The following is a 15,362-nucleotide window of genomic DNA, read 5'->3' as shown; positions in this document are numbered from 1 at the left end:
CATGATTGAACTGTGCGGAAAGCCTGTCCGCGACACCCTCGAGGAACTCCTCGACCCCGCATCGACCGCCCTCGTCGTCATCGACATGCAGAAGGGAGCCGTCTTCCCGGGCGGCGCCATCGGGGATTCGGGCCACGACCTGAGCATGATGCCGCGCGTCCGCGAGCAGTGCCGCGTGGCGATCGAGGCGGCCCGGCGCAACGGCGTCCCGATCTTCCACATCCGCGTCGAGAACCTGCCGGACGGCGCGAGCTCCCCGGCCGCGTGGCTCCGGGCCCTCTACACGGCATCGAACGGCCGCCCGATCGACCTGGGCAAGCTCAGCGTCAAGGGGGATCCCGCGACGGACTTCTGCGACGAATGCCTCCCGCTCGACGGCGAATCCGTCATCACCAAGCGGCGCCCGAGCGCGTTCGTCTCCACCGAGCTCGCCCTCCTCCTGCGGAGCCAGGGCATCGAGTCGGTCGCGCTCGTCGGGGTGTCGACGGGCGGCTGCGTCGAGGCCACGCTGCGGGACGCCGTGCACAACGACTTCTACGCCGTGCTCCTGGAGGACGCCGTCGGAGCCTACGACACCGTCGTCCATGACGCGGCCCTCACGGTCATGCGTGCGCGGCACGATGTGTGCAACGTCGCCGAGGCCGTCGCCGTGTGGGACGCGGCGCGGGGAGCCTGAGGGCGGCGATGAACGGGAGCGCGGGATTGCTGGCCCCGCCCGTCGGCCTGGCGGGCAGCAGGGTGCACCGCCTGGGCGCGGAGATCCTCCTGGACGAGCACGTCAGCTGGTGCCCCGAGGGCGTCCGACGGCGGCAGCCGGTCAACGCCTACCTCATTCGGGGAGAAGGCGGCGCCGTCCTGGTTGATACGGGCGTGCGGCGCCACGAGGCCGAGGTCCTCCAGCAGCTCGACGAGCTGCTGGATCCCGGGGAGCCGATCACGATCCTCCTGACGAGGACCGAGATGGAGTGCTGCCTCAACGTCCCGGCGATCGAGGCGAGGCGTCCGGTCGATGCAGTCTGGTACACGGGCGGCATCACCGTCCCGCGCTCGACTGCCCCGGCCCGCCGGGTCTCGGTCGAGCCGGGGACGTCGCTCGACGTCGAGCTGCGCCCCGGCGTCGTCCTCCAGCTCGTCTCCCCGCTCCTGCGCCTCCTGCCCACGCTCTGGGTCTACGACCCGCCGTCGGGCGTGCTCCTCACCTCGGACGCGTTCACGTACGCCCGCGGCGACGGCGAGGCGGGCGACCCCATGGAGGGGCTCGTGAAGTTCCGCTGGTTCGGCGGCGCGGACACGCGGCCCATCGCGCGGGACGTCCTGCGGGTCATCGGGAGCCGGCGCGTCACTGCGATCGGCCCTGGCTACGGCTTCCCGTTCGTCGGCGAGGCGGAGTGCCGCCGCGAGGCCGCGCGCCTCGCGGCGTGCCTTGAGGAGGTGGGGGGCCGATGACAAACGACGACGGCGCCCGTCGCCCCGCGGGACAGGCCCGAGCGGGCGGGCGCATGAGTGCAGACGACGACGCCGCCCGTCGCCCCGCGGGACAGGCCCGAGCGGGCGGGCGCGTGGAAAACCTCGACGCTGCTCGCCGGATCGCCGACGGCGTCTTCTGGCTCGGCGGGTGCCTTTCGGCCTTCTCTGCGGGCGAAGAGGTCCACTACCACGTCTCCTCGTATCTCGTCGTCGGTTCGCGGGCCTCGCTGCTCGTGGACACGGGCGACCCTGCGCATCGGGCTCTCGTCCTCGACCAGCTGGAAGCCGCGCTCGGCGGCAGGACGCTCGACTACGTGTTCCCGACCCATCCCGAGATCCCGCATGCGGGCAATCTCCCTGCGTTGCTCGAGCGCTTCCCGGAGGCGCGGGTCGTCGGAGACGTGCGTGATTATGCGCTGCATTTCCCCGAATTCGAGGGGCGCTTCGACGCGAGGCGTCCTGGCGACTCGATCGACCTCGGGGGGAGGGAATTCCGCTTCCTGCCCGCGCACATCCGCGACCTCGAGAACACGGTCTGGGGCCACGACAGCGGGGCTCGCATGCTCTTCGTCTCGGACGGCTTCTCGTTCATCCATGACGTCCCCTTGCCCGACGGCGACGATGACGAGCCCGTCCATCGGCCCGGCCAGTGCCGGCTCTTCTCCGGTGAGATGCCCGCGCCGCCTTCGGTCGAGCAGGCCGCCTACGGGACGGGGCGTGCCCTGTATTGGACCAAGTTCGTCGACGTGAGCACTGCGTTCGCCGAGATCGAGCGGATGCTCGCCGAGCTGCCGACCGAGCTCATTGGGCCAGCCCACGGCAACGTCATCGACGACGTCGGCGGCATGCTCGCGACGTCGCTCGCGGCCCATCGAAGGGTCTACGACGACGCTAGGAAGCAGTAAAATGAAGATGTATCAATATTATGAAGCCATCGGCACGGCGAGGAGTGCAACATGAGAGATCTCATCGGATACGGGGAGAACCCTCCCGTGGTCGAATGGCCGGGCGGCGCAAAGGTGGCCGTCTCCGTCGTCGTCAATTACGAAGAGGGGGCCGAGCGGTCCATCGCCTCCGGCGACGAAGCGGACGAGGACATCGTGATCTTCGGTGGCTGGTCCTCGGACCCGTCGAAGCGCAACCTCATGAAGGAATCGTTCTTCGAGTACGGGCCGCGCGTCGGCGTGTGGCGCTATCTCGCGATGCTGCGCGAGTACGGCGTTCCGGCGACCTTCATGGCCTGCGGGGCCGCGCTCGAGAAGAATCCCGATGCCGCCCGCGCCATCGCCCGCGACGGGCACGAGATATGCGCCCACGGCTACCGCTGGCGCGGGCTCGCAGGGATGACCCCCGACGAAGAGCGGGCCGAGATCCGTGCCGCGCGGGCCGCGATCGAGGCCACCGCGGGCGTGACACCCGTCGGCTGGTACGTGCGCGAGGACATCACCGAGAACACCCGGGCCATCCTCGCCGAAGAGGGCTTCCTCTATGACTCGAACTCCTACGCCGACGATCTCCCGTACTTCGTCCAGGCGGGAAGCGCGCGCCACCTCGTCCTCCCCTACGCGGGGGACACGAACGACGGACGCTTCTGGGGGCCCGGGAGCCTCGGGACAGGAGCCGATTTCTTCAGTGTCCTGAAGGACACGCTCGACTGCCTCCTCCATGAGGGCGAGGAGGTCCCCAAGATGATGTCGGTCGGGATCCACCTGCGGATTGGCGGGCGGCCCAGCGTCGCGCATGGCGTGCGCCGCTTCCTCGAGTACGCGGGCTCGCAGGCCGGCGTGTGGTTTGCGACGCGCGAGGAGATCGCACGGTGGTGGCTCGACCATGCACCCGCCGACCAGCCGCGGGGTGTCTTCGAGGGCGTGGCCTCGTGAACGCGTCGAGCGACCAGCGCACTGACGCACCGCGCACCGCAGATCTTGCGAAGCTCGTCCACAACGTCCACGAGCAGGGCTTTCAAGAGCTCAACCGCGTGGGCCTGAGCGGGCAGCGCGACCAAGGCCTCGTCTCGACGCTCATCTCGCGCGACCTGAGCGATTCGGATGATCTCTGCATCAGCTGGGGGCGGATCCTTCCCGGCCAGCGGCACCTGTGCCACCACCACCCCGACGCGTCCGAGTTCTATGTCGTCATCTCGGGGACCCCGCTCGTCTTCCTCGGGGGCGAGGAATACCGCGCCAAACCAGGCGACGGAATCTATATCCCGCGCGGCCTCAGCCACGGCGCGTGGAATGACACGGATACGCCGGTCGACCTCGTCGTCGGCGTGAGCAAGCCGGCCGACTGGGAGTTCGTCCACGATGAATGAGATCCGTACGCCGCAGGAGGCCGGCCGCGCCGTCGGCGTCATCACGGCAGACACGAGCCCCACGCTCTTCGCCGTCCTTGCGCACGCCCACATCGACTTCGTCGTCCTGGACGCCGAGCAGACGCCGCTGGGCGTCCAGGCGTGCGCCGACGTCGTCCAGCGGCTGCGCGGGACGGGAGTGAGGGTCTCGGTGCGCGTCCCGGACATCCAGCCCAACACGCTCGTGGCCTTTGCGAACACGGGCGCCGACGAGCTCGTGCTCCCGCACCTGAGGAACGTTGGCGAGCTCGAGCGCGCGTATGAGGCGATCACGTACTCACCGCGCGGCCTGCGCTCGCGGCAGGTCTCCCCGGCGTCGGGCTTCGGTTCGGACTTCAGCCGCGCGCCATTGCTCAGCGTCCTGTTCGAGACCGTCGACGCCGTGGCCATCGCCGAAGAATTCGTGGCGCTCGAGGCGTTCGGCGGGGGCTGGCTCGGGCCGACCGACCTCGCGGCCGATCTGCACCGAGAGGGCCGGACGGATCCGGACTATCTGGACAAGGCCATGCAGTCCGTCGTCGAGACCCTCCGCGAGGCCGGGCACAGCGTGGGGCTGCCTGCTCCGTCGATGGCCCGCGCCCGCGAGGTCTTCGACCGAGGGGCCGACCGCTGCGCGGTCTACTGGGAGCGAGAGCTCGCGACGCTGCTCGCGGGATACGCCGCGTCACGATCCATATGACGACCAGCGTCACGTCCTCGTCCGCTCGGTACAATGCCGCCAACCGAGACATATTGAAGGAGCCCTGCGTGGGAGACTCTCCGAACGGCACCGCGAGCGTCGGCGGGAACGGAACCGCCACCGGCGAGGCCCCCGACCGTGACTTCTGGATCGCCCGGATCGGGGCCACGATCCGGGAACAGCGCGTCGGCCGATACACCGTGGAAGAGCTCGCGGAACGCGCGGGCGTGAGCGCGGGGCTCATCAGCCAGATCGAGCGCGGGATCGGCAACCCGTCCTTCGCGACGCTCCTCCGGCTCGCCAGCTCGCTCGACCTCCCGCTCGCGAGCATGTTCAACGAGCCGCCCGGGGGGCGTCACAACATGCTCGTGCGCCGCGCGGATCGGCGCCGCATCGAGATCCCGTCGCAGGGCGTCGTCATGGAACTCATCGTCCCGGACACGGAACGCAAGCTCGGCGTCGTGAGCATGACGATCCCGGCGCATTTCGACGGCGCGAACTCCTCCGACTCGCACGAGGGCGAGGAGTGCGTCATCGTGCAGTCCGGGTCTCTCGTCGCGACAGTGGGCGGCCAAGAGTTCCACCTCGAGGCGGGGGACAGCCTCACGTACGACTCGTCGCTTCCGCACTGGTGGCACAACCGGACCGATTCGGCCGCCGTCATGATCGCGATCTCGACGCCGCCGTCGCTCGGCCGGGCGCACTGATGACGGGCCCCGGCCCGAGCGCCCCGGGGCCGGGAGGCGCCCCTGGGCCGGCCGTCCGCCTCGGGATGCTCGTCGCGTCGTCGAACTCGAACGCGGAGACGCTCACGGCCGCGCTCCTCGCGCACCGCTCCGACGTCGGCGTGCACTGCAGCCGCTTCCGGCTCCCGCCTGAGCTCGGGGACGCGATCGATGCCGCGGTCCTCGGCGACGCGCCGAGCATGCTCGCGGACGCCGAGCTCGACGCCGTCGCCTTCCACGGAACGTCCGGAAGCTGGGTAGGGCTCGACGGCGACAGGCAGCTAAGCGAGTCCCTTGCCCACGCGACGGGGGCCCCGGCGACGACGGCGTCCCTCGCTGTCGTCGACGCCCTCGCCGAGCTTGGGGCGTCCCGTGTCGCCGTCGTCTTCCCCGGACCCGCGCCGATCGCCGAGCTCATCGCGGAAGAATACGCCCGCTCGGGGCTCGAGGTGGTGGCGACGTCGACTCCTCCAACGGTCCTCTCAAACCCGGAGATTGCGCGCCTGCCCGCCGAGGACATTGCGTGCCTCATGCGCCCCGCGTTTGTCCCCGAGGCCGAGGCGGTCGTGTGCATCGGGACGAATCTGCGCGCGGGCTACCTCGTGCCCGACTTCGAGCGCGAGTTCGGCGTACCCGTGGTTGACAGCGCGGTCGCAACTCTCTGGAAGCTCCTCCGACTCGCCGGCGCCGCCCGGCCGGCCCCGGGGTGGGGCCGCCTCTTCGAAGCGTGATCTGAATATTGGTTATTGATTGACCATTATTTTGGTCTAAAATGGATGCATGGTCACGACGTCCTTGTCCGATTTGAAGGCCCATCTCTCTGAATACGCCGACCGGGCCGAGCGGGAGCATGAGCGGTACACGGTCACGCGCAATGGACGCCCGGCCGTCGTCCTCGTGTCCGCGGAGGACTGGGAAGCCATGGAGGAGACTGTCTTCTGGCTCTCGCAGCCCGGGATTCGGGAAACGATCGCGGACGCTGAGGCCGATATTGTCGCAGGCCGCACCTATGGGGCCGATCAGGCCGCTGCCATGCTCCGCGAACTGCGCGAACGCGGCCGGTGACTGCGGCCTACGAGCCGCGGCTCGCTGCTACGGCGCTCAGGGGCCTTGCCAGCCTGTCGCCGCGCGTGGCCGAGCCGCTCTTGGCCTTCGCGTTCGGATCTCTGGCCGAGAATCCGCGCCGCCGCGGACATCAGCTCCGCAATGAGCTTTCAGGGTATTGGTCTGCTCGCCGTGGCGATTTTCGGGTGATCTATCGGCTCGATGACGAGGCGATGGTCATGCTCATCATCGACATCGGGCCTCGAAACTCGATCTACCGAACGAGGTAGTCGGTCCGTCACGGTAGACGATGCCGTTCAGGTTCGGGCGGCGCGCCTCAGCCACGCCTCGACGATTTCGTGCCGCGTCGCGATCCACGCGCCGCGACTTGTCGCGTGGCCGAGGAAGCGGTCGAGGGCGCCCGCGTAGGCTGGGCGCCCGATGATGCGCGGATGCAGCCCGACGCTCATGACCGAGGGGCCCTGCCGTGGGTCCTCGAGCTGGAGGTCGAGGCAGCCGATGAGATGGTCGGCGAACGCCTGGCCTGTCGGGAACTGGCTCATGAGGCCGGCATCGTTCGTGTCGCCCGAGTAGGGAAGAACCGGGAAGCGTGCGCCGTCGGCGCCCCAGTGCGGGAGATCGTCGTTGAAGCTGTTCGACTCGTACGCGAATCCCTCCTCGACGAGCACGCCGCGCGTGTGGGGGTTGAGCCCGTCCTTCGAATACCAGCTCGTGGGCCGTGCCCCGGTCGTCGCCGCGATCGAGTCCCGCGAGGCGACGATGAGCTCGCGCTCGGCCTCGGCGCTGAGCCCGGCGTGCGCGTCCCAGCCGTAGCCGTGGTCGGCGATCTCGTAGCCGCGTCCCACGAGGGCAGCCGCGATCGCGGGGTTGGCCTCGAGCGCCATCGCGCAGCAGAACGCCGTGGCCTTGACGCCGTGACGGTCGAGAATGCGCAGGATCCGCCAGATTCCCGCCCGCGCGCCGTAGTCGAACACGGTGGCCTGGCCTGGGGCGATAGCCCGTTCGGCGCCTTCCTCGACGTTGATCACGAGCGAGACGGCGACCCGTGATCCGCCGGGCCACTCGAACGCGGGCGGGCGCTCGCCGTAGCCGATGAGATCGCGTGGAGGGGGCATGTCGGGCACCGCTGGCTTCCTCTCCGTCGAGGTGTTCGAAGGGATTCCCGGGGAGGCTTACCCCGGTTATAGTGAAGCAACTTCGATATTATGAAACTACTTCACAGGGAGGGCGATGTCCACGCTCATCTTCGGCGGCACCCTCGTCACCGGCTCCGGGGACGAGCCGATCGAGGGTGGCGCGCTCGTCCTCGCCGACGGCAGGATCGACGCGGTCCTGGACCGCTGGGACTCCGCGCTCGGCTTCGAGGGTGAAGTCATCGACGCGGCGGGGCTCATGGTGATGCCGGGGCTCATCAACTGCCACACCCACGGGGTCACACCCGGCCCGTTGTTCCCGAGCGCGGCGCCCGCCCTTCCCGACGAGGAATGGCTCGGCCACCTGGACCGGCACCTCCTCGCCGGCACGACGACGGTCCTGAGCCTGTGCGGCTTCGCGACGATGGACCAGGTCCGCGAGGCGGACAGCCGCCACGCCGTTCACGTTCGAGGCGCCACGACGCATCTCCCGTCCGCGCTCGCGGCCGCGCAACGCGCCGACGGCGGCGGGCTGCGCGGGCACGAGGCGGAGCTCAGCGTCGAGCAGATGCTCGACGACGGCGCTGTCGCCATCGGCGAGCTCGGCGGCGGGCAGACGCTCGGGGGCGGCGGGCAGGACCTCGTGTACCTGCCGGAGGCGATCGAGCGCCGCACAGGCGTTCGGGTCTCGCAGGCACAGGCGCGCCGCCTCAAGGAGGCCGTGCTCGGGCGCTTCCTGGATGCCGACGCGGTCGACGCCGAAGCGCTCGCCGCGGCGGCGGGCGACGCCGGGCTGGCCGGCCGGATCGACATCGGCGAGCTAGCGGGCCTCGTCTCAGCGACGGTCATGCCGTCCATCGCCCCGGCGCTCGAGGGGATCCGCGAGGGCGTGCGGGCCGCCGCGCGCCTCGGCGTGCCCGCCGTCGTCCACAGCGCTTCCGCGACGGCCCGGGTCCTGCGGGAGCTCATGGGCGATCCCGCAGCCCGTGGCGCGAGAGTCATCGCGGGGCACGCCAACCATCCGTCCCACACGCCCCGCGAGGCGGTCGAGCTCGCGGCGCTCGGCCGCGCGCACGGCTGGCTCGCTGAGGCCTCCGTCTTCGACCTCCTCCACCGGCGCCGCACGGTCGAGACGCGAGAGCACTGGGACGCGCTCCTCGGACAGGACGATCTCGTGCAGGTGCTCGGGACCGACTACGGCCACGACGGCGACCACGATGAGCTCATCGCCGCGGTCCAGGACGTCGCCTCCCGCGGCCACAGGACGCTCGGCGGTGCGGTCGCGATGGCGACGAGCGCCGTCGCCCGCGCCATCCCGGGCCTCGCCACGCGGCGCGGCGAGCTGCGCACGGGGTTCGCGGCCGACGTCGTCCTCGCCGACGCCCGCGACCTCCGGACCGTGCGGCACGTCTTCGTGGACGGCGCGCCCGTGGTCCGCGACGGGGAGCTCACGGCGGGAGCACGCCGATGACCCGCAGTGCAGACGCGCCTCGCGAACCCCTCTCGACCGCGCAGCGCCGCGTCCTCGAGCGGCTTGTCGGCGAGGAGGTCGCGCGGCGGGACGAGCCCGCCGTCGCGGAGGCGTACGCCGACTTCCGGGCCGCGATGGAGGGGCTGCGGCGCGACGCCGCGCCCCTGCTCGCCCACGAGGAAGGCCGGGACCAATGACCGAGCCGTGGGAGTGGGGAGTCGCGGAGTCCGCGCGGAGGATCCGCGGCGGCGAGCTCTCCGCCGTCGAGCTCCTCGACTCCGTGCTGGAGCGCATCGTCGCGACGGAGGGCTTCGCGCGCGCATGGGCCCATGTCGACGCCGACGGCGCCCGGGCCGCCGCGCGGACGGCCGACCGGATCGCGCGTCGCGGCGGCGGGGGACCGCTCACGGGCGTTCCCGTCGGCGTCAAGGACGTCATCGACGTGCGCGGCCTTCCCGCCGAAGGCGGCTCCGCCGCGCTGCGCGGGCGCATCGCGGCCCGCGACGCGGGGGCCGTCCGGCGACTCCGCGAGAGCGGCGCCGTCATCCTCGGAAAGCTCCAGACGCACGAATTCGCGTTCGGGCAGGGCACGCCGCCCACGCGGAACCCCTGGGATCCGGGCCGCTATGCGGGCGGTTCGAGCGTAGGATCGGGCGTCGCCGTCGCGGTCGGCAGCGTCCCCGCGGCCCTCGGCACCGACACCGGCGGATCCGTGCGCAACCCCGCCTCGGTCAACGGACTCGTGGGGCTCAAGCCGACGGCCGGCCTGGTCCCGGGCTCCGGCGTGCTCACGGTGAGCCACACACTCGATCACATCGGACCCATCGCGCGCAGCGCGGAGGACTGCGCCCTCGTGCTGGAGGGGATGTCCACCCGGGGCCGCGAGCTGACGTTCAGGGGCGCGCGCCTCGCCGTCGACAGGGGATTGTGGACGGCGTGGGGCGTCGCGGCGGGAGTGCGCGACGTCGTCGAGCGCGCGATCGCGGACCTCGCCCGGCTCGGCTTCGAGATCGTCGACGTGAGCCTTCCCGAGCTCGATCTCGCGCTGCCGGCGAGCCTCGCCATCTCGCTCTCCGAGGCTGCGCACCACCATCGGGAGCGACTGGGCAGGGCAGCGGACCGCTACCTCCCCGAGACCCGCACGATGATCGAGACGGGGGCCCTCGTGACCGCCGCCGACCTCCGCATCTCGCACGCCGTCCGCGCGCACCTCCGCGAGGCGCTCGCGCAATTCTTCGAGAGGGCCGGGGTCGACGCGCTGCTCTCGCCGACCCTGCCGGCCACGGCGCCGCGGCTCGCCGACATGGCGCATGAGCTCACGGGGGACGCGGACGGCGAGTCGCTCTCCTCGGCGCTGCGCATGCTCTCGGCGGCGAACCTCACGGGGATGCCGGCCGTGAGCGTGCCGTGCGGCCTCGCGGGCGGGCTGCCCGTGGGCCTCCACCTCCTGGGGCCCGCGCTCTCGGACTACGCGCTCCTCGGCATCGCCCACGTGTACGAGCAGGCGTCGCCGTGGCGGGCGATGGTGCCGGTACGCGACCTCCCGAGCACGGCGCCGCCCTCCTGACGTTGCGCCGTCACCTTCGACGGGCGCGGCGCGGCTTCCGGCCGCGCGCCGGGCGAGAGGTGGCCACTCGTCGCGAACTCGGGAACGGACGACGGCGGGTGCGCCCCCGCCGTCGTCAGATCGCGATGGCGTGGACCCGCACGGGTGCCATGACAGGCTTCGCGTAGCAGACCGAGTCGTCGACCTCCTGATACGGTCCGAAGTTCGGGACGGGCCGATAGCCCGCGGCCTCGTAGAACATCCGCCCGTCCGGCTGCGCCGAGCCGGCCTCGGCCATGACGAGGGTTATTCCGGCGTCGTGGGCCTCGGCCTCGAGCGCCAGGAGGATTGAGCTCGCGACCCCGGATCCCCGCGCGTAGGGGAGCACATAGACCCGCTTGACCTCCGCCGTCTTCGCGTCGAGCCAGCGCAGGCCGCCGCAGCCGAGCGGCTGTCCCGTCGCACGCTCATAGGCGATGAGGAACACGCCCATATCCGCCGCAGTGGGGGCTTCGCCGGCCTCGTGCTCTCCGTGGCCATAGCGCGCGTCGAGCTCGGCCTGCTGGGCAGCGCGGAGGTCGCGGCCGACGGGGTTGGACCACGAGGTTCTGCGGATCGTCAGCTTGGGATGGGTCTGCATGCCGCCTCCTGGATCGACAGGATCGAAGGGTATGCAACTAAACGGTAGGCATGGTCCGTTTCCGTGCCGTTACGACGGTGTGAGTTCTGCGGGAATTCGCGGTACCGCGGCACATGAGCCTCTCGCTCCAATCAACAAAGTCGAGTACAGGCAAGTGTGGCCCTCGGATGATTCGCCTTGCGAGAGTTGATGGACCGGCGCGTCGGTGATCTACGGGGCGGCACACGGGTAGCGGCGATTGGAGCTGGCATGTATCTCTCCCTTTCGGACTGGCGTGGCCGCAAGTCTGAGACCCGCGCAACAGCTCCGCCCTTCAAACTGGCTCCCGTCATCCTCGCCTTAGGCGTCACGAGTCTCCTGACCGATATCTCGTCCGAATCCGTCGCGGCCGTTCTCCCCCTCTACATCACGGCGTCCCTCGGCCTCTCGACGATCGCCTACGGCTTCGTGGACGGGATCTATCAGGGGATCAGCTCAAGCGTGCGCATTGCCGCGGGCTGGACCGCCGACCGTACCGGGAGCCAGAAGTGGATCGCCTTCGCGGGGTACGGCCTGTCCGCGCTCGCGAGGATGGCCCTGCTCGTGGCGGATGGCTTCGGCTCGCTCGCCGCGGTGATCGCCGTCGACCGCGTTGGCAAGGGGATCCGCACGGCGCCGCGCGACGCACTCATCAGGTTCGCCGCGCAGCCCGAGCATATCGGCCGTTCCTTCGGAGTCCACCGCATGCTCGACACTGTTGGCGCCGCCCTCGGGCCAGTTCTCGCGTTCGTGATCCTCCTCGTGATTCCGAACGGCTACCGGGTCGTGTTCATCGCCTCGCTCGCCTTCGCGGTCATCGGGGTCGCGGTCCTCGGTCTGTTCGTCCCCAACGAACGACGGCGGCATCCGGCCACTGCGCGGGAGCCCCGACCCGGCTGGCGGGACGTGAACACCCCCGCGATGAGGCGGCTGCTCCTTGTCGCGGGGGCACTCGGACTGCTGACGGTCGGTGATGGCTTCCTCTACCTCGTCCTCCAGTCCCGGACCTCATTTGCCGCGGAATGGTTCCCGCTGCTCTACGTCGGGACCAATGTCGCCTACCTGCTCCTGGCCATCCCGATGGGTCGGCTCGCCGACCGCTGGGGGCGGACCCGAGTCTTCATCGCCGGGCACGGCGCGCTTCTCGCGGCGTATGTCTCAGCAGTCCTTCCGTGGGCCGGTCTGCCGGCCACGTTGGCGACGCTTGCGCTCCTCGGCGCGTTCTACGCCGCGACGGACGGGGTGCTCGCCGCGCTGGCCGGCTTGCTCTCACCCCAACGCGCCGCCGCGAGCGGCATCGCCGCGGCCCAGACCGTCGTCGCCGTCGCGCGCCTCATCTCGTCGACCGGATTCGGCCTCCTCTGGTACGCGGTCGGCGGCGCGCCGGCGCTGTGGATCATGGCTGCCGGACTCGTGCTCGTCCTTCCTCTCGCGGTCCTGCTGCTCCGCGCGGCGCAGGGCGCGGGCGTGCAAACGGCAGCTCAGTCTGTGCCGTGAAGTACCGAACTCGGGCCTTCGTGCTCATCGCCGTCGTCATCGCGCTGGGGGGAGCCGGTGGCTATGGTGCATGGGCGTATGCCCGATACCTGACGCAGTCCCGTGCCCCATCGGAAGTCTCGGTCGCGCCGTCGGCCGCGGCGGGACCGGTCATCTTCTTCCGCAACACCGCGTCCGGGCAGGGGCAGGGAATGGTCGCCGCCGTCCCGGCCCATGACCCCAAGGCGCCGAGGACGCTCACGAGCCAGGCCTGCGACCGCGTGGACGCGACGGCTGGCCGCCGCATCTGCCTGCGCACGAGGATCGGCCTCGACAGCACGACGGAGGAGCTGATTCTCGACGCCGACTGGCACATCGTGCGCACCCGCACCCTTGCGGGTCTGCCGAGTCGGGCGAGACTCTCGGCCGATGGCCGCTTCGCGGCCTCGACGGTGTTCGTCAGCGGGCACGCCTACTCGGGCAGCTTCTCGACCGCGACGGAAATCTCGGCCACCGACGGCGAGAGCTTCGGAAATCTCGAGAACTACAGCATCACCATTCCCGGCACATCCTTGACGCCCCAGGAGCGCAACGTCTGGGGCGTCACGTTCGCCAAGGACGGTGACACGTTTTACGCAACCGTGGGCTCCTCCGACCGCAACTGGCTCGTGCGGGGGAGCGTCGGGCAGCGAACCCTCACGGCCATCCACGCCGGGGTCGAATGCCCGTCGCTTTCTCCGGACGGCACCCGGATCGCCTTCAAGATCAAGTCATCCGATCCGAACCAACAGCAGGTCAGACTCCTTGCCGTGCTGGACCTCAAGACCGATCAGGTCACGACGCTCGGGGAGAACCGCAACGTCGACGATCAGGCCGAGTGGCTGGATGATGCCTCTGTTCTGTACGGATTGGCCCGCGGGGCGCCCATCGGAGACAGCGACATCTGGGTGCTTCCGGCCGACGGGGCCGGGAAGCCGTCGCTGTTCATCGAGCATGCCTGGTCGCCGTCCGTGGTCAGCGGTGTTCGTAGCTGAGGCAGTCCGCGGCATCGGCGCCGGGCCCCACGCGAACATCGTGGGCGTTGCACATAAGGTGGTCGTTGTGAAGGCACTCGCCCCGCTGGCAGGCTCCGACGTGCGCGAGCACCTTGGGCAGGCCGCCGAGGGCCGAGGTGTCGATAAAGGTCCCGCAGCTCGCATGGTCCGCGGTGCCCGCGACGGTGATGGCGTAGGCGTTGCATTCGTGCTCGTGGTTGAACGCGCAGTTGTCCACGGAACAGGTCGAGACTTCCGTCACGTGAAGCGTCATGGCCTCTCCTTCAGCTCGGATGGTGACGGGGGCGACGCTACCCTCAAAAGCCGGGCGTCCGACAGGGCCGAATACCGCACACTTTCCTGGCCGTTTGTGCCAGCAGGAGGCCGAACACGCGGCAAAGCCGAGGACCAGGCCACCCACCGCGTCCACTTCCCCCGCCAAGACATCGACGGCCGGCCCGTCCTGCGCATCATGGAGCTCGCCGCATGACCAACGGTGCGGACGGCCACAGCGCCGAGGCCACGCCTGCCTCGGGTGAGGTGGTCCCGTTCCGGAAGTTCCTCCTCTACTTCCTCCGTCTCGGCACGATCGGTTTCGGCGGCCCGATCGCCACCGTTGGGTACATGCAGCGCGACCTAGTCGAACAGCGCGAGTGGATCGCCCGGCAGGACTTCCTTGATGGCGTCGCGCTCGGGCAGGCCATGCCGGGGCCGCTTGCGGCGCAGGTGGCCATGTGGATCGGCTACCTCCGGCGCGGGCCGTGGGGCGCTTTCGCGGTCGCCGCGGCGTTCATCGGTCCGTCGTTCCTGATGGTCGTCGTCGCTGGGGCCCTCTACGCGGCCTACGCCGGAACCGGGATCGTCCAGGCCCTCTTCTACGGCATCGCCCCCGCGGTGATGGCCATCATCCTCATTGCCGCCTACAAGCTCCTCAAGCTCACGGATCGTCGCGACTGGCGGCTGTGGGCGATCAGCGCGGTCGTCTTTGCGGTGACTGCCCTCACGGGCTCGGAGCCCATTCCCCTCATCCTCGGTGCAGGCCTCGTGATCCTCCTTTTCGATGCCCCGCCGCATTGGAGGAAGCGACGGAAGCGCCCTGAGGACGAGTCGCCTCCCGCCGCTCACGGGCACGCGCTCCTGCCTGTGCTTGCGGCGCCCGCCGCGGCTCTCGGGGCGGGCGTCGCCGCGACGCTCGTGCCGCTCGGCCTGTTCTTCCTCCAGACCGGTGCCCTCGTCTTCGGGTCCGGGCTCGCGATCGTCCCGCTCCTTCGCGACGGCGTCGTGGACCAGCACCACTGGCTCGACCAAGCCCAGTTCCTCGACGCCGTCGCGATGGGACTCATCACCCCCGGTCCCGTCGTCATCACCGCCGGATTCATCGGCTATCTCACGGCTGGGTTCCCGGGCGCGGTCGTTGCGACCGTTGGGATCTTCACCCCGATCTACCTCGCGGTCGTCCTCCTCGGGAAGTGGTTCATCCGTCACCGGGAGAACAAGCGCGTCCAGGCGTTCGTCGCTGGCGCGACCGCCGCGGCGGCCGGCGCGCTCGCCGGTGCCGTCGTTGTCCTCACGCGGCAGGCCGTCACGGATTGGGTGACCGCCGCCGTTGGCCTCGTGACGCTCGGGCTGCTGTGGCGGTTCAAGATCGGCGAGCCGTGGATCGTCCTCGCGGCGGGCGTCCTCGGCCTCGTGCTGCACCTTCCGCGCTGACCGCGAGTCCTTTCGCAAGCGCTTGCGATAGGGCGCCGAGTCGGC

General features: G+C 70.3%; 19 protein-coding genes. 16 read left to right on the top strand and 3 right to left on the bottom strand.

The genetic code is table 11. The features are described 5' to 3' along the window. The first annotated feature begins 1 nt into the window (after nt 1). The 10 genes from RBS12_RS14605 to RBS12_RS14560 all read left to right on the top strand — a co-directional run bounded on the left by RBS12_RS14605 (nt 2) and on the right by RBS12_RS14560 (nt 6,558). Nucleotides 2-676 carry an isochorismatase family cysteine hydrolase gene (locus RBS12_RS14605; RefSeq protein ID WP_307966857.1) on the top strand — a complete coding sequence of 225 codons (675 nt, stop codon included), beginning with the start codon at nt 2-4 and terminating at the stop codon, nt 674-676. A gap of 8 nt (nt 677-684) precedes the next feature. Next, the gene (locus RBS12_RS14600; RefSeq protein ID WP_307966856.1) at nt 685-1,446 is read left to right on the top strand and encodes an MBL fold metallo-hydrolase; all 762 of its coding nucleotides are present in this window, start codon (nt 685-687) and stop codon (nt 1,444-1,446) included. Beyond that, on the top strand, nt 1,443-2,372 hold the full coding sequence (locus RBS12_RS14595; RefSeq protein WP_307966855.1) for an MBL fold metallo-hydrolase: 930 nt from the start codon (nt 1,443-1,445) through the stop codon (nt 2,370-2,372). Before RBS12_RS14600 ends, RBS12_RS14595 begins: the two co-directional genes overlap by 4 nt. A gap of 51 nt (nt 2,373-2,423) precedes the next feature. Continuing rightward, nucleotides 2,424-3,347: a polysaccharide deacetylase family protein gene (locus RBS12_RS14590; RefSeq protein ID WP_307966854.1), complete on the top strand. Its 924-nt coding sequence runs from the start codon at nt 2,424-2,426 to the stop codon at nt 3,345-3,347. Further along, entirely contained in the window at nt 3,344-3,781 is a 438-nt protein-coding gene (locus RBS12_RS14585; protein WP_307966853.1) for a cupin domain-containing protein, read from the top strand. Before RBS12_RS14590 ends, RBS12_RS14585 begins: the two co-directional genes overlap by 4 nt. Further along, the gene (locus RBS12_RS14580; protein WP_307966852.1) at nt 3,774-4,499 is read left to right on the top strand and encodes an aldolase/citrate lyase family protein; all 726 of its coding nucleotides are present in this window, start codon (nt 3,774-3,776) and stop codon (nt 4,497-4,499) included. The genes RBS12_RS14585 and RBS12_RS14580 overlap by 8 nt, the downstream gene beginning before the upstream one ends. A gap of 68 nt (nt 4,500-4,567) precedes the next feature. Then, nucleotides 4,568-5,206, top strand: coding sequence for an XRE family transcriptional regulator (locus RBS12_RS14575; RefSeq protein ID WP_307966851.1), 639 nt, complete (start codon nt 4,568-4,570; stop codon nt 5,204-5,206). Next, nucleotides 5,206-5,955, top strand: coding sequence for a hypothetical protein (locus RBS12_RS14570; protein WP_307966850.1), 750 nt, complete (start codon nt 5,206-5,208; stop codon nt 5,953-5,955). The genes RBS12_RS14575 and RBS12_RS14570 overlap by 1 nt, the downstream gene beginning before the upstream one ends. A 49-nt stretch (nt 5,956-6,004) precedes the next feature. Next, nucleotides 6,005-6,289 (top strand): type II toxin-antitoxin system Phd/YefM family antitoxin, encoded by a 285-nt coding sequence (locus RBS12_RS14565; RefSeq protein WP_307966849.1) that lies wholly within the window; start codon nt 6,005-6,007, stop codon nt 6,287-6,289. Beyond that, complete coding sequence (locus tag RBS12_RS14560; RefSeq protein WP_307966847.1) at nt 6,286-6,558, top strand: type II toxin-antitoxin system RelE/ParE family toxin; 273 nt, start codon at nt 6,286-6,288, stop codon at nt 6,556-6,558. Before RBS12_RS14565 ends, RBS12_RS14560 begins: the two co-directional genes overlap by 4 nt. Before the next feature lie 27 nt (nt 6,559-6,585). Here the strand turns inward: RBS12_RS14560 and RBS12_RS14555 are convergent, their stop codons facing one another. Next, nucleotides 6,586-7,404 carry a polysaccharide deacetylase family protein gene (locus tag RBS12_RS14555; RefSeq protein WP_307966922.1) on the bottom strand — a complete coding sequence of 273 codons (819 nt, stop codon included), beginning with the start codon at nt 7,402-7,404 and terminating at the stop codon, nt 6,586-6,588. A 115-nt stretch (nt 7,405-7,519) separates the two neighbouring features. Between RBS12_RS14555 and RBS12_RS14550 the strand changes: the two genes are divergently transcribed. Genes RBS12_RS14550 through RBS12_RS14540 form a run of 3 tightly spaced genes read left to right on the top strand, consistent with a single transcriptional unit; the run spans nt 7,520 to nt 10,460 of the window. After that, on the top strand, nt 7,520-8,893 hold the full coding sequence (locus RBS12_RS14550) for an amidohydrolase family protein (RefSeq protein WP_307966846.1): 1,374 nt from the start codon (nt 7,520-7,522) through the stop codon (nt 8,891-8,893). After that, on the top strand, nt 8,890-9,090 hold the full coding sequence (locus RBS12_RS14545; protein ID WP_307966845.1) for a hypothetical protein: 201 nt from the start codon (nt 8,890-8,892) through the stop codon (nt 9,088-9,090). The genes RBS12_RS14550 and RBS12_RS14545 overlap by 4 nt, the downstream gene beginning before the upstream one ends. Then, a complete protein-coding gene (locus RBS12_RS14540) occupies nt 9,087-10,460 on the top strand; it encodes an amidase (protein ID WP_307966844.1) in 1,374 nt (457 codons plus the stop codon). The genes RBS12_RS14545 and RBS12_RS14540 overlap by 4 nt, the downstream gene beginning before the upstream one ends. 115 nt (nt 10,461-10,575) lie before the next feature. Here the strand turns inward: RBS12_RS14540 and RBS12_RS14535 are convergent, their stop codons facing one another. Continuing rightward, nucleotides 10,576-11,079, bottom strand: a complete 504-nt coding sequence (locus RBS12_RS14535) for a GNAT family N-acetyltransferase (protein ID WP_307966843.1) — start codon at nt 11,077-11,079, stop codon at nt 10,576-10,578. A 249-nt stretch (nt 11,080-11,328) separates the two neighbouring features. On the opposite strand from RBS12_RS14535, the gene RBS12_RS14530 reads away from it, so the two are divergent. Together RBS12_RS14530 and RBS12_RS14525 are read left to right on the top strand one after the other, a co-directional pair. Beyond that, nucleotides 11,329-12,594: an MFS transporter gene (locus tag RBS12_RS14530; protein ID WP_307966842.1), complete on the top strand. Its 1,266-nt coding sequence runs from the start codon at nt 11,329-11,331 to the stop codon at nt 12,592-12,594. Continuing rightward, entirely contained in the window at nt 12,591-13,607 is a 1,017-nt protein-coding gene (locus tag RBS12_RS14525) for a hypothetical protein (RefSeq protein ID WP_307966841.1), read from the top strand. Before RBS12_RS14530 ends, RBS12_RS14525 begins: the two co-directional genes overlap by 4 nt. Here the strand turns inward: RBS12_RS14525 and RBS12_RS14520 are convergent. Continuing rightward, nucleotides 13,588-13,881: a DUF1540 domain-containing protein gene (locus RBS12_RS14520; RefSeq protein WP_307966839.1), complete on the bottom strand. Its 294-nt coding sequence runs from the start codon at nt 13,879-13,881 to the stop codon at nt 13,588-13,590. The two genes, RBS12_RS14525 and RBS12_RS14520, sit on opposite strands and share 20 nt — an antisense overlap. Before the next feature lie 212 nt (nt 13,882-14,093). Here RBS12_RS14520 and chrA point away from each other — a divergent pair, with 212 nt between their 5' ends. Continuing rightward, nucleotides 14,094-15,317, top strand: a complete 1,224-nt coding sequence (gene chrA, locus RBS12_RS14515) for a chromate efflux transporter (protein ID WP_307966838.1) — start codon at nt 14,094-14,096, stop codon at nt 15,315-15,317. Nucleotides 15,318-15,362: the final 45 nt, after the last annotated feature.

This window comes from Sinomonas sp. ASV322, from assembly GCF_030908245.1.
Lineage (GTDB): Bacteria > Actinomycetota > Actinomycetes > Actinomycetales > Micrococcaceae > Sinomonas.
This window is presented reverse-complemented; position numbering and strand designations above follow the sequence as displayed.

What these genes read in the sequence shown, in the direction of transcription:
- RBS12_RS14550 (WP_307966846.1), top strand. Translation starts at nt 7,520, where the DNA reads ATGTCCACGCTCATCTTCGGCGGCACCCTCGTCACCGGCTCCGGGGAC.
- RBS12_RS14580 (WP_307966852.1), top strand. Translation starts at nt 3,774, where the DNA reads ATGAATGAGATCCGTACGCCGCAGGAGGCCGGCCGCGCCGTCGGCGTC.
- RBS12_RS14545 (WP_307966845.1), top strand. Translation starts at nt 8,890, where the DNA reads ATGACCCGCAGTGCAGACGCGCCTCGCGAACCCCTCTCGACCGCGCAG.
- RBS12_RS14555 (WP_307966922.1), bottom strand. Translation starts at nt 7,404, where the DNA reads ATGCCCCCTCCACGCGATCTCATCGGCTACGGCGAGCGCCCGCCCGCG.
- RBS12_RS14605 (WP_307966857.1), top strand. Translation starts at nt 2, where the DNA reads ATGATTGAACTGTGCGGAAAGCCTGTCCGCGACACCCTCGAGGAACTC.
- RBS12_RS14535 (WP_307966843.1), bottom strand. Translation starts at nt 11,079, where the DNA reads ATGCAGACCCATCCCAAGCTGACGATCCGCAGAACCTCGTGGTCCAAC.
- RBS12_RS14570 (WP_307966850.1), top strand. Translation starts at nt 5,206, where the DNA reads ATGACGGGCCCCGGCCCGAGCGCCCCGGGGCCGGGAGGCGCCCCTGGG.
- RBS12_RS14540 (WP_307966844.1), top strand. Translation starts at nt 9,087, where the DNA reads ATGACCGAGCCGTGGGAGTGGGGAGTCGCGGAGTCCGCGCGGAGGATC.
- RBS12_RS14595 (WP_307966855.1), top strand. Translation starts at nt 1,443, where the DNA reads ATGACAAACGACGACGGCGCCCGTCGCCCCGCGGGACAGGCCCGAGCG.
- chrA (WP_307966838.1), top strand. Translation starts at nt 14,094, where the DNA reads ATGACCAACGGTGCGGACGGCCACAGCGCCGAGGCCACGCCTGCCTCG.
- RBS12_RS14520 (WP_307966839.1), bottom strand. Translation starts at nt 13,881, where the DNA reads ATGACGCTTCACGTGACGGAAGTCTCGACCTGTTCCGTGGACAACTGC.
- RBS12_RS14590 (WP_307966854.1), top strand. Translation starts at nt 2,424, where the DNA reads ATGAGAGATCTCATCGGATACGGGGAGAACCCTCCCGTGGTCGAATGG.
- RBS12_RS14530 (WP_307966842.1), top strand. Translation starts at nt 11,329, where the DNA reads ATGTATCTCTCCCTTTCGGACTGGCGTGGCCGCAAGTCTGAGACCCGC.
- RBS12_RS14565 (WP_307966849.1), top strand. Translation starts at nt 6,005, where the DNA reads ATGGTCACGACGTCCTTGTCCGATTTGAAGGCCCATCTCTCTGAATAC.
- RBS12_RS14600 (WP_307966856.1), top strand. Translation starts at nt 685, where the DNA reads ATGAACGGGAGCGCGGGATTGCTGGCCCCGCCCGTCGGCCTGGCGGGC.